At 25.4% G+C, this 12,766-nt stretch carries 14 protein-coding genes; 12 read left to right on the plus strand and 2 right to left on the minus strand.

Features of this window, described 5'->3' with window-relative positions; genetic code table 11:
• Positions 1-174: 174 nt before the first annotated feature.
• Positions 175-774 carry an ECF transporter S component gene (locus tag BTM21_RS02330; RefSeq protein WP_242969958.1) on the minus strand — a complete coding sequence of 200 codons (600 nt, stop codon included), beginning with the start codon at positions 772-774 and terminating at the stop codon, positions 175-177.
• Between the two features lie 231 nt (positions 775-1,005).
• Between BTM21_RS02330 and BTM21_RS02335 the strand changes: the two genes are divergently transcribed.
• The 6 genes from BTM21_RS02335 (at position 1,006) to BTM21_RS02355 (ending at position 5,898) form a co-directional block, all read left to right on the plus strand.
• Positions 1,006-1,719: an ABC transporter ATP-binding protein gene (locus BTM21_RS02335; protein ID WP_079481552.1), complete on the plus strand. Its 714-nt coding sequence runs from the start codon at positions 1,006-1,008 to the stop codon at positions 1,717-1,719.
• Positions 1,712-3,310, plus strand: coding sequence for an ABC transporter permease (locus BTM21_RS02340; RefSeq protein WP_079481551.1), 1,599 nt, complete (start codon positions 1,712-1,714; stop codon positions 3,308-3,310). Before BTM21_RS02335 ends, BTM21_RS02340 begins: the two co-directional genes overlap by 8 nt.
• Positions 3,311-3,429: 119 nt before the next feature.
• Positions 3,430-3,597: a hypothetical protein gene (locus BTM21_RS13620; protein WP_161493108.1), complete on the plus strand. Its 168-nt coding sequence runs from the start codon at positions 3,430-3,432 to the stop codon at positions 3,595-3,597.
• A gap of 52 nt (positions 3,598-3,649) precedes the next feature.
• Positions 3,650-4,024 carry a GntR family transcriptional regulator gene (locus BTM21_RS02345; protein WP_079481550.1) on the plus strand — a complete coding sequence of 125 codons (375 nt, stop codon included), beginning with the start codon at positions 3,650-3,652 and terminating at the stop codon, positions 4,022-4,024.
• 50 nt (positions 4,025-4,074) lie between these two features.
• On the plus strand, positions 4,075-5,205 hold the full coding sequence (locus BTM21_RS13625; RefSeq protein ID WP_021876330.1) for a DUF5808 domain-containing protein: 1,131 nt from the start codon (positions 4,075-4,077) through the stop codon (positions 5,203-5,205).
• A gap of 195 nt (positions 5,206-5,400) precedes the next feature.
• Positions 5,401-5,898: a GNAT family N-acetyltransferase gene (locus BTM21_RS02355; RefSeq protein ID WP_021876329.1), complete on the plus strand. Its 498-nt coding sequence runs from the start codon at positions 5,401-5,403 to the stop codon at positions 5,896-5,898.
• 47 nt (positions 5,899-5,945) lie between these two features.
• On the opposite strand, the gene BTM21_RS02360 is transcribed toward BTM21_RS02355, so the two are convergent.
• Positions 5,946-6,341: a hypothetical protein gene (locus tag BTM21_RS02360; protein WP_079481549.1), complete on the minus strand. Its 396-nt coding sequence runs from the start codon at positions 6,339-6,341 to the stop codon at positions 5,946-5,948.
• 463 nt (positions 6,342-6,804) lie between these two features.
• On the opposite strand from BTM21_RS02360, the gene BTM21_RS02365 reads away from it, so the two are divergent.
• The 6 genes from BTM21_RS02365 (at position 6,805) to tig (ending at position 12,661) form a co-directional block, all read left to right on the plus strand.
• Complete coding sequence (locus BTM21_RS02365; protein WP_079481548.1) at positions 6,805-7,146, plus strand: hypothetical protein; 342 nt, start codon at positions 6,805-6,807, stop codon at positions 7,144-7,146.
• Between the two features lie 14 nt (positions 7,147-7,160).
• Positions 7,161-8,411: a TcaA 3rd/4th domain-containing protein gene (locus BTM21_RS02370; RefSeq protein ID WP_021876326.1), complete on the plus strand. Its 1,251-nt coding sequence runs from the start codon at positions 7,161-7,163 to the stop codon at positions 8,409-8,411.
• A gap of 16 nt (positions 8,412-8,427) precedes the next feature.
• Positions 8,428-9,738 carry a murein hydrolase activator EnvC family protein gene (locus tag BTM21_RS02375; RefSeq protein ID WP_021876325.1) on the plus strand — a complete coding sequence of 437 codons (1,311 nt, stop codon included), beginning with the start codon at positions 8,428-8,430 and terminating at the stop codon, positions 9,736-9,738.
• Between the two features lie 425 nt (positions 9,739-10,163).
• A complete protein-coding gene (locus tag BTM21_RS02380; protein ID WP_021876324.1) occupies positions 10,164-10,358 on the plus strand; it encodes a hypothetical protein in 195 nt (64 codons plus the stop codon).
• Positions 10,359-10,493: 135 nt separating this feature from the next.
• Positions 10,494-11,270, plus strand: a complete 777-nt coding sequence (locus BTM21_RS02385; protein WP_021876323.1) for a hypothetical protein — start codon at positions 10,494-10,496, stop codon at positions 11,268-11,270.
• A 110-nt stretch (positions 11,271-11,380) separates the two neighbouring features.
• Positions 11,381-12,661, plus strand: a complete 1,281-nt coding sequence (tig, locus tag BTM21_RS02390; protein ID WP_021876322.1) for a trigger factor — start codon at positions 11,381-11,383, stop codon at positions 12,659-12,661.
• Positions 12,662-12,766 lie beyond the last annotated feature (105 nt).

Genomic DNA, 12,766 nt, shown 5'->3' on the forward strand with positions numbered 1-12,766 from the left:
AGAGTTTTATAAACTATAAAATTTAAACCAAAAAAGGGAAAAGAGTTTTATTTATACATATATTGGACAGAAGTTTTAAGTAAACCTGCCAGTGATTAATATTAGCCTTAGGAAAGATAAATATTCATATAAAAAAATAGCTATTTAAAATTTAAATAGCTATTTTTTATAAAATTATTGTTTTTTTATTTTTAATATTCCAAGTACAACAGGTATAGTTATTAATGCTGAAACTATAGCTTCAGGAATACCATTTGATACTCCTATAGCAAGTAAAGTTCCAGAAACAGCAGTAGTAGAGATGTCTCTGGCAGCTGCATATTGCTCTAAGTATAATAAGTAAGTTAATCCTAAAACTCCAACGGTATTAGTAAGAGTAGCTAATACTGCGGAAATACCTATTGTAACACTTTTATTTTTAATTATATTTTTTAAAAGTTTATAAATGTAGTAGGCTACTATACCTATTAAGACCCTAGGTACAAGAGCTACTATTGGATTGTAGAATACAAATGAAGTAAGTGTTGGTGCAGTGAAATTTTGATACATTGAAAATAATCCAAACATTAAACCAACAGTTGCTCCTACAATAGGCCCCTCTAAAATTGCACCAATAATTACAGGTACGTGCATAATTGTCAACCTAAAAATAGGTAGTGTAATGAATCCGAGACCAGATACACCTAAAAAGATAGAAATACCTGATAACATTGCTATCATTACCATTTTTCTTACATGTCCTCTCGAGCCGCTCATTTCAGTTGTTTTTAACATTTAACTCCCCTCCGTTCTTATTCCTTTATGGATATAATTCGGTAAAAATGATTATTAAATTTTAAAAGTTCAGTTTCATTTTTGAATACCGACGATTTTATTTTAGCATATGTATCGTAAGTGTAAAGGGGAAATTTATCTTAAATTATAGAATTCTAAAATTTTATATTGAAGAAAAGTTTATATTGTTATAGAATGAGTATAACAGATAGAACAAAAGGGGGTAGAATTATGCTTCAAATAATAAATTATTCTAAAGAATATAAAGGTGGAAAAAAGGCTGTTGATAACCTATCACTTGAAGTTAAAAAAGGAGAGATATTTGGATTTATAGGTCATAATGGAGCTGGAAAGACAACTACTATTAAATCCATAGTTGGAATTTTAGACTTTAAAGAAGGAGATATAATTATTAATGGTATTTCTATTAAGGATAATCCAAAGGAATGTAAAAAAATATTAGCTTATATTCCAGATAATCCAGATTTATATGATTGTTTAACAGGTATACAATATTTAAATTTTATAGGAGATATCTATTGTATAGAGAAGAAAAAAAGAGAGGATTTAATTAAAAAGTATGGAGAAATTTTTGAAATTACTAATGCTTTAGGAGGTTTAGTATCATCATATTCCCATGGGATGAAACAAAAGCTTGCTATAATATCAGCACTTATACACAACCCTAAATTACTAGTTTTAGATGAACCTTTTGTTGGCTTAGACCCTAAAGCTTCTCATAGTTTAAAAGAGATTATGAGGGATATGTGTAATAATGGAAGTGCTATATTTTTTTCAACTCATGTATTGGAAGTGGCAGAAAAGTTATGCAATAAGATAGCTATAATAAAAGATGGTGTTATAGTAACTAAGGGAGACATTAATAAGGTTAAAGGTGATAATACTTTAGAAGATGTATTTATGGAGTTGATAGATAATGAGTAGTTTAATTGTCTTACTTAGAACTAATTTAATTAATGAAATTGGTATAAATAAAATCATAAAAGATAAATCAAAGGTTAGAAGTTTTAAAAGTATATTTATAGCTATTAGCATATTTATAGCTATTGCTGCTTTAGGGTTTACATCTTTTGTATATTCATCAGTATTAGCAGATGGATTAAGTAAATTAGGATATATGCAACTTCTTTTAACTATAGCCTCTATATTAAGTACAATATGTGCATTTTTTACTTCTATATATAAAGCACAAGGCGTATTATTTTCATCTAAAGATTATGATATATTAATGAGTCTTCCTATAAGCTCTACAACAATACTTGCAAGTAAAATCATTAAGTTATTAACGCTTAATTATTTTTTTACAGCATTTATTTTAATACCACCTACAATAACTTATTATATTAGAGTGGAAACACCACCATTATTTTTTGTTTATTTATTTATAGGTTTTATATTTACTCCACTTATTCCTATAATGATAGCTTCAGTAGTAGCATTTATATTAAGTTATATAGCTATTAAGTTTAAATATAAAAATCTAATATTAAATATAGGGACATTTATATTTTTTATTGGGATAATGGCTATATCTATGAAATCAAATGATATTATCAATAGAGTCGCTATAAATAGCAGTTCTATAGTAGAGTTAATTAAAAATATATACCCTCCAAGTTTTTATTTTACTAACGTACTAGCCAATGGGGATATTAAATCATTAATAATATTTATTCTTTTATCAGTAATACCCTTTGTGATATTTTTAGTGATATTCCAAAAAGCTTTTAAGAAAATAAATTCAAAGCTTTCTGAAAGTTTTAAGGTTTCAAATTATGAAATAACATCATTAAATACGTCTTCACAAATTGGAGCATTAATAAAGAAAGAAATCAAAAGATATTTTTCATGTTCAATTTATGTTTTAAATACTTTATTTGGAGTTGTATTAGTTACTATATTTTCAGTAGGTTGTTTATTATTTGGAGAAGATACAATAAAAATATTAATAGAATCACCTATAGCACAAGAGCTAATACCGTTGATCTTAATAGTTGTTTTATCAGGAGCAGTTTCTTTAAGCTGTACTACTAATTCATCTATATCTATAGAAGGGAAAAATTTATGGATTTTAAAATCATCACCTTTAGACGTTAAAGATATATTTAAAGGTAAAATAATACTGAATTTATTACTTTTGATTCCAGTAATTGTTATAAATGTAATAGTGCTTTCTATGGCGTTTAAATTAAGTATTATTAATTTTGTATGGTTATTAGTTATTCCAATTATATATTCAGTATTAATTTCTATAATGGGGTTAGTTATTAATTTATATTTTCCTAAGTTAGATTGGACTTCGGAAGTTGTAGTAGTTAAGCAAAGCATAAGTTCATTTTTAGGGATTTTAATAGGTGGATTATTAGTAGTAATACCTACAATGCTATTTTTAGAATTAAAAATAAATAATGTTAACTTTTATTTGTTTATAGTATCAGTAGTCTTAACATCATTAATTATCATATTGATTTTAATTTTAAAGACTAAAGGGAAAGAACTCTTTAGTAGACTTTAAAATTACTTTTTGTTTTTAAATTAATTTAATTAAAAAATAAGAAAAACACTTTTGAAATAAAAAATATTATAATAGAATTAAATATAGGATTGTATATTTAATTTTAGGAGAAGAATATTATGAAGAATTCAAAAGTGTATGGTAAAATATGTGGAATTGCTATAGGGGGACTATTTATATTATTTATATACTCATTATATATAAAAGAATATATGCAAGCGATAATGTGCATTGTATTTTCAATAATGCCAGCTTATACGATGATTACGAGTTTAAAGAAAAAATAAAAAATTGTTCTATAAAATATATAAATAATAAAGTAAACACAGGGGTGATAAAGTGATTTTGAGAATAGATTTTGATTCGGAAATGCCTATATATTTGCAAATAAAGAATCAGATTATTCAAGGTATAGCTAAAAAAGAAATAGAGGATGGTGAAGAGTTACCATCGGTAAGGGGCTTAGCAGAAGATATTGGAGTAAATATGCATACTGTTAATAAAGCATATGCTATGCTTAAAGATGATGGGTATATAAAGATAGATAGAAGAAAAGGTGCTGTAGTATCTCTAAGCTTAGAGAATACAACAAATAGATTTAAAGATAGCCTAAATTTAGAAATGGAATATTATATGGCAGAATGTTTTAATAGAGGAATTTCTAAAGAAGAAATAAAAAAAGATATAGATGAGATTTTTCGTAAGTTTAAATAATAAGAGAATAAATATAAAGATATAGGTTATAGGAGAGGAGTGTGAATTTTATGGAAAAATATATACCTTGGATAGTTTTGAATATATTAATATTTACAGTATATATAATTAGCTATTATATAAATCAAACATCAAATAATGGGATATTCTTTGGTGTTAGAATTCCAAAAGAATATCAAAATGAAAAAGAGATAGTACAATTAGATGCAAGTTATAAGAAATTAACAATAATTATATTCTTATCTATAGGGTTAATTTCTAATATTATATTTGCATTAAGTATTAATTTAAAAGAGGAAATCTTAGCATTTATAATGGCTGGCATTACTATTTTACTTTTAATAATACACACTATATTATTTGCTATATACTATAAGAAATTAAAATTACTAAAGTACAATAAAGGGTGGACACGTAAGTCTAAAAACATTGTAGTTGTAGATACTACTTTAAGAAAACCTAAAAAAGATGAGAAGATTAAAGTAATAGATTCAAAATATTTTTTACTATTATTTATTTTTCCAATATTAATGATAGTATTAACTTATATTAGATATGATAATTTACCTAATATAATAGTGATTCCTAAAACAAGTTTTGGTGAAATAGAAAAAGAAACGGCTAAAGGTATTTTTATAGTATATCAGTTACCAATAATCCAAATTTTTATGGGTACATTATTTTATTTTATAAATAAAGTAATAATGAATTCCAAGGTGGATTTAAATAGTGGAAGCATAAAAGAAGCGGTAGAAAGAAAAAAGAAGTTTAAAAGATTAGGCTCTATATTAATGTTAGTTACAGGAATTCAAATAATAATTTTATTTTCAGTATTACAATTATCAATTATATTTGGATTTGATAGTAGTTTTATAGAGATTATTTTTCTTCTTATTATATTAGTAACTATGATTATATTTATATTTTCATTTATTAAAGCAGGTCAAGGTGGAAGAAATTTATCTTCTTCAGAAGAATTAGATGAATTATATAAAGATGATGATGATAAATGGATTTTAGGATGTTTATATTATAATAAAAATGATCCATCAGTAATGATAGAAAAAAGAGTAGGAATAGGATGGACAATAAATCTTGGTAATCCTAAAGGAATGGCAATATTAGTCATAACATTGCTATTAATATTTATTATGATTTTATTTGGAATTTTGACAAGTTAATATTAATAGTTAAGTAGAAAGGTTTAGTTTTAAAATATAGATTAAACCTTTTATTTTATTAATTTGTATGTGTATACAATTTTAATTTTTAAATATACTAGAAAAATATAGTTAAAAGTATTAAAATGGTAATTAACACTTTAGATGTATTATCTGTAAAATCATATATAAATTTATAAGGGGTAGGGAGATTTTATGAAATATTACAAAACTAATATAGAGAATTTAAAACTTAGGGAAACAACAATAGAAGATATTCCTTTAATTTTATCGCTTATAAAGGAAATAGCAGAATATGAAAAAATGTCACATGAAGTAATAGCAACTGAAGAAACCTTGAAAAAATCTATATTTGAAAATAATAGAGCGGAAGTTCTTATTGGTGAATTAGAAGGAAAGGTTATAGGATATGTATCATACTTTTATAATTTTTCAACATTTGTAGGGAGAGAGGGATTATATTTAGAGGATATATTTATAAAACCAGAGTTTAGAGGTAAAGGCATAGGAAAAGAACTTTTTAAAGTTTTAGGTAAATTAGCAAAAGAAAATGGGTGTAAGAGAATGGAATGGACATGCTTAAATTGGAATAAACCATCAATTAACTTTTATAAATCTTTAGGGGCTATAGCCATGGATGAGTGGACTACTTATAGATTAAGAGAAAGTGAAATAGATAATTTAAGTATATGATAAAAGGTCAACTTAATGGGTAGACAATTAAGTTGACCTTACTTTATTTAAATTTCATTATTTTTTTCTAAATCAATTATAAATTCACTATTTGGTAAATAGTTCATATGATAATTTTCTTCTGTTTTAGGAGTAAAGCTCCAATCAGCATAATAAAAACGTTTACCATCGATGGAGATTTTTCTATCAATTCCTATTGATACGTTTTCACAAGTACCATCAAAAGCTTCATATTTAGCATCTTTCATAAGAGCCACATCTTTAAGCATTGGTATTACATTAGAATTAAAAACAGAAATAGAGCAGTAGCCTATTAATAGAATTAATAAATAATACCCTTTGTGAATCTTTTTTTTAAATAACATAGAAAGTGTAAGGATGCTTCCTACTAGCCCTGCTAGAATTAAAGATAAATTAAATACTAATATAAAATAGAAATACATAAGCAGCATCTAGTGAGATAAAAATATAACCTCACTAAACTTCACCTCCCTAAATAATGTTTATTACAAAGATAATTTTTATAAGTTATCTTATATATAAATTATACTCCTAATCTTAATATAAGAGTAATGAATTTTAAAAAAATGTAAATTTGTATAATATATGTATGTTGTTTTTATAAATTTACATTAATATAGCATTATTTTTGTAATAAAAAAAGAAGGAAAATCAATAGGTTTATCGTTTTCATGAGTTTTATAAAGGAATGAGATTATCTATTTAAACTCATTCCTTCTAAATCTTTATATAAGCTATATATTTTAAGTAAAGTTTTTTTGAATTAGGATTATTTAATCTTGCAGAATTTAATTCCAAATATTTAATAAACGTTAATCACCCTTGATAAATATTATTAATAAAGATAGAATAATTATTATTATGTTGAAAATAAAGGAGAAAAAGATGAAAGAGTTATTTAAAATAAAAGATATAACATTTTATGAAGAGGAGTTTTTAGATGATATAAAAGAATATGAAGATGTATTACCTATAATTAAAGAACTTAGCTCTAATTTAGATTATGAAAAAATAGAAGTAGTTGATTTAAATGATTGTTGTGAGAAAACAAAGGAAAATTATATTATAGAAATTCCAGGGTTTTTAAATGAAGAGGATGAATTTTTAACTAAAGAAGAAGTTTTAAATATGGGGGAAGCTGCTCAAGGTAAAATATTAGATATTTTTGTTATAAGAATTTATAAATGTACTAAATGTAATAAGTGGATTATAGATATATTAGAGTAGGAGAGATGTAGACTTTGATAAAAAAGATTAGTGAACTAGGTATAAAAACAAAGGAATGTTTATCTTCTTTAAAGAGTGATTTATATAATTTAAAAAGAGAAAACTTAAAAGAGACATTACTTAAAAGAAAGATGTGTATTATAACAATATTATCTATGGTTATAGCTATAATTTTTTTATTTAAAAGTACAATTACATCGGAAAATAAATTGCTTAAAGATTTAGAAAGCTCATTAAAAGATGGATCTAGCTATAGAATTAGTAGGAAAATCAAAATATCTGAAGAAACTCCAAATAAAAAAGAATTGATGCCATTAATTAAATATTATAACTATGATCAAAGTAAAATAGAAGAAGTTATAAAAAGTCTAAGAGAAAAAGGTAAAAGTGGAGTTTTTACTTTGAAAAAAAATAAGGTATTAATTTTTAATAGTTACTATCTAGAATTAACCCCAGTATCTATTAAGTTAAATACAAACTTTAATGATGCGAAGCTATATCTAGATGGTAACTTATTAAGAGATACTAAAATTAAAAGAGGATTAGTACCTGGGATATATTCAATAAAGGCAGAACTTGAAACAGATTATGGAAAAATAACAAAAGAAGAAGAAGTATCTCTTATGCAAAATGAAGAAGTAGATTTGAAGTTAGATGCTATGAATATTACTTTAACTTCGAATTTTAATGATGCTAAAGTATATATAAATGATAAAGACACAGGAAAATTTGTTAAAGATATTAAGGATTTTGGGCCATTTAAAACAAATTCAGATACATATATATTCTTAGAAAGAGAATTTCCTTGGGGAACTATAAAAAGCGAAAAATTTAAGATTAAGGATTTACCAAACATAAATATAGATATAAATATGATTAATGACGAACTTATTACAAATATAGAAGATACAACAAAAACATTTTATAGAAGTGTTTTTACAGCATTAAATTCAAGAGATAAATCTTTAATTCGATTAACAGATGAAGATACAAGAAATAGAATTTATGAGGATATTGAACAAAAGACTTTGCTTTTAAAAAATAATTATGAAATAAGCGAGTTAGAAACAAATATACAAAGTAGTGAATTTAAGTATGAAGATAATACATATAAGGCTAATATAGTTGTTAAAGTTAATTACAATGTGTATAAACAATTTTTTTCTATTTCAAAAAAGAAAAATGAAAATATGTTTTTAACAACTATGAAATATGTAGGAAATGAATGGTTAATTGAAAGTGTCCAAAAATTCACTTTAGAATAATTAGAGGGGAAAGTTTATGAAAAATAAAAGATTAAAGTTTATAGTATATACTATTACTTGTATAATCACCATAAATTACAATGTTGTTTGGGCAGAATCTAGTAGTTCAATACAGCAAGAAATTGATAAAAATAAACAGAGTGTAGAAAAGTTAGAGAGTGAAAAAAATAAGATAAATGGGGAGAAATCTCAAGAAAAGAGTAAGTTAGATGGAATATTAAGCGAAATAGAAAATAAAACGAATATCTTAAATAGTGTTAATGAAGAAGTTAATAGTTATCAAAGTAAAATTGATAATATACAAACTAAAATAGATAATATACATAATGATATACTTGTTGTAGAAAATGAAATACAAGAAAAGCAAGACCTTATAGTGCAAAAAGAACAAGAAGAAAAAACAACTCAAGCTACTCTTGAAACGAGACTTAGAAGTTATTATAAAATTGATATGGCAAGTCAATATTTATATATGATAATTGAAAGTAAAAGTATAACTGAATTATTTAATACAACTGAAAATATATTTAGGATTATGAAATTAGATAAAGAGCTAATATCTAAAGTGAAAGAGGCGCAAAAAGAGTTAAAAGTAGAAAAGGACTCTTTAAATGAAAAAGTAGAAAAAATGAATAAGGATAAAGAAGAAGTTATAGCAAAGCAAGATGAACTTAAAGAAGCTCAAAAAGAATTTTTAGTAAAGCAAGAAGAACAGCAAAAGCAAATGAATGAACTTAGGGCTCTTGAAGAACAAAAATCAGGGTATATAAATTCTCTTTCAGATAAAGAAAATCAATTAGCAGGAAAAATTGGTGATTTGCTTGCTTATAACGAAGATTTACAAGCTGAATTAGATGCTATACTTGCTAATATAAATAATAGTAATAATTTGGGGAATAATGAATCTTCAAATAATAGTAATGAGACTACAACTAACTCTTCAGAAGAAACTTTTTTAAGACCTGGCGGAGGAGAAGTAACAGATGATTATGGCCCTAGAATTAATCCTGTAACAGGTGCCAGTGGGTTCCATAAAGGAGTAGATCTTGGAGATTCTTATGGAGCTCCAGTTAGGGCTGCTAAAAGTGGTACTGTAGAATATGTAGGGGTTATATCAGGGTATGGAAATACTGTGATAATAAATCATGGAAATGGAGTTCAAACTCTATATGCGCATAATAGTGAATTTTCAGTATCAGTTGGACAAGTTGTTAAAAGAGGAGACACTATAGCAAAAGTAGGATCAACAGGCATGAGTACTGGTCCACATATACATTGGGAAATAAGAGTTAATGGACAACATATAAGTCCTATGCCATATGTATAGTATTTTTTTGAACTAAAAGGGATATCTTAAAATGATAGGAAGAAATTTGTCTAAATATCATTTTAATGATATTCTTTTTTACAAAGCAAAAACCTGCACAATTGCTTGTACAGGTTAAAGGGTTTATGTTCATTTAAGAAAGGGAATAAATGAACATGTTGTGGGGTTTTATTATAACTCTATTAGTAAAAAATACTAAAAGAGTGGTATGGGCTTTTTAAAATTGTGTTACATAAATTTGTAATTGGTTATATTTACAATTAATATTATAAAACAAAATTTGATAAAATCCAATAGTTTTTGTAAAATTTATCGAAAATAAATGATTTTTTGAAATTTATGTTTAATGTGTTAAATAAAAATCACTTAATGGTAAAAAATGTTTTGTATTGTAATATAAATAATAAATTGAAAGAGGTGAGAATATGATAGAAATTAAAAAAGAAGATATTCTAAAGGATACTCCAGAATATGAGGAATATGACAATAATGAAGTTTCTTTATCAATTGAAGAAATGAGGGAGTTAGGACTACTAAAATGTGGTGGCTGTTGTCAAAATAAAAAAGGAGATAAAGAGGGTGGATGTGGCAAAAAAACAAAATGCTGTAGAAAAAAGTAAAAAATAAAGTAGAAAATCTATAAAATAATATTGATTTTATAATATTTATTGTATAATAAAATTATTAGAAATATAATATGATGTGTGACTTTATTTCAAACTTGTAATAACTTAACTATCTAGGAGGTATAAACTATGGCTAAGCCTAGCATATTCAGTAGAGATTATAAAAGGCAAATGAGAAGGAGACGAAGAAATAGAGCTATTATAATTTCTAGTGTAATACTATTAATTATAGTAGGTTTTGGAGCTATTAATTTCTCATATGTTAAAGCTAAAATTCAAAATTATGTTTATAAAACTGAAGAAGATATAGAAGAAGTACAAACAGATAAAGAAGTTATACAACAGCAAACAGATGAGATAGAGGAATTTAAGGAAGAAAAGAAAGTTTTAGACTTGTCTATAGGTGATGGTAGAAATATAAAAGTTGAGTATGATGAAAATAATAATATAATAAAATTTAAAGATGTATTAGAAATACCTAAGGGGATTTATTATAATATTAGTCCATCAAAAGAATTTCTACTTATAATAGATGAAAAACAAAATATGAAAATAATAGATTCCAAAAGTAAAGTAGAAAATATAACAAGTCCTACATATATAGCACCAAATGGTGAAAGATTTGAAAAAGATAGTACTTTACAAATATATTCAAATTATATATGGAATTCAGAAGCTAAGTTTATTAGTGATAGTAAAGTAGCTTATATTAGTAATATTCCTTATTTCGGATCTAATCTTAACAAATATATATGGATAGTTGATATTCAAAATAAGACTCATACAACTATATGGAATTCTAAGGCTAAGGATATTAAATTATTAAGCCAAAATGATAAGGGATTAGAAATAAGCATAGAGGGGAATATTAAGTATTTAGATAAACAAGGAAAACTATTAAATTAACATAGAAAAAATTAACCAAACAAATATTTGAAAAGAAATAAGAGTATATGTTATAATAACGTAGTTATATCAAATATGATAGTATTTACTATTTTAGGAGGAAGAATACAATGGAAGCTAAAATGGAGAAAATAGACACTAATGTTGTTAAATTTGAGGTTACAGTAGAAGCTAAGGAATTTCAAAAGGCTTTAACTAAGGCTTACAATAAGAATGTAAAGAAATTTAATGTGCCAGGATTCAGAAAAGGTAAAGTTCCAATGGCTATCGTTAAACAATATTATGGAGTAGGAGCTTTAATGGAAGATGCAATAAACTTTGCAATAGAAGCTTCATACCCACAAACATTAAGTGAAAATAATATAATACCAGTTGATTATCCAAAGGTAGATATTTTAACTGCAGAAGAAGGTAAAGATTTTGTTTACACTGCAGAAGTTACTGTATATCCAGAAGTTCAATTAGGTGAATATAAGGGATTAAAGGTGGAAAAACCAAGCTATAGCATTTCAGATGAAGAAATAAATGCAAAATTAAAAGAAATGCAAGAAAAGAATGCAAGAATAGAAAGTAAAGAAGATGCAGCAATAGAAAAAGGAAACTTAGCTGTTATCGACTTTAAGGGATTTGTTGATGGAGAAGCATTCCAAGGTGGAGAAGGTGCTGACTATACATTAGAAATAGGTTCAGGTACTTTTATAGATAACTTTGAAGATCAATTAGTAGGTGCTAAGATTGGTGATAAAGTAGAAGTTAACGTAACATTCCCAGAAAACTACGGTAAAGAAGAATTAAACGGAAAACCTGCAAAATTCGAAGTTACTGTAAAAGACATAAAAATAAAAGAATTACCAGCATTAGATGACGAATTTGCGAAAGAAGTTTCAGAATTTGACACATTAGCTGAAGTTAAAGAAGACATAACTAAGAAACTTGAAGAAGCTAATAAAGCAAGAGAAGAAAGAGAATATGAAGAAGCAATAATCAATGCAGTTGTTGAAAATGCTAAAGTAGAAGTTCCAGAAGTTATGGTTAACAAAGAAATAGATTCAATGGTTAAAAGTCTTGAACAAAGATTACAATACCAAGGATTAACTTTAGATCAATACTTCCAATTCACAGGAACAGATGCAGATAAGATGAGAGATTACATGAAAGAAAATGCAGCTAAGAAAGTTAAAACTGATTTAGTTTTAGAAGCTGTAGAAAAAGCTGAAAACATAGAAGTTACTGAAGAAGAATTAAAGGCTAAAGCTGAAGAAGTTGCTAAAATGTACTCAGCTGGAGATGAAAAAATGATAAACTTATTACTTGAAAATCAAAAAGAAGCTTTAACAACTGATGTAAAAGCTGGAAAGACAATCAAGTTATTAGTAGAAAGTAACAAATAGAAGTTTAAAAATAAAATTATAAGTTAAAAATAATAAATAGAAGTAAAAGATAATTGCCAGAAAATTTTTTCTGGCAATTATTTCAAATAATATATTAACAAAATA

It is taken from the genome of Clostridium chauvoei (assembly GCF_002327185.1).
Classification (GTDB): Bacteria; Bacillota; Clostridia; order Clostridiales; family Clostridiaceae; genus Clostridium; species Clostridium chauvoei.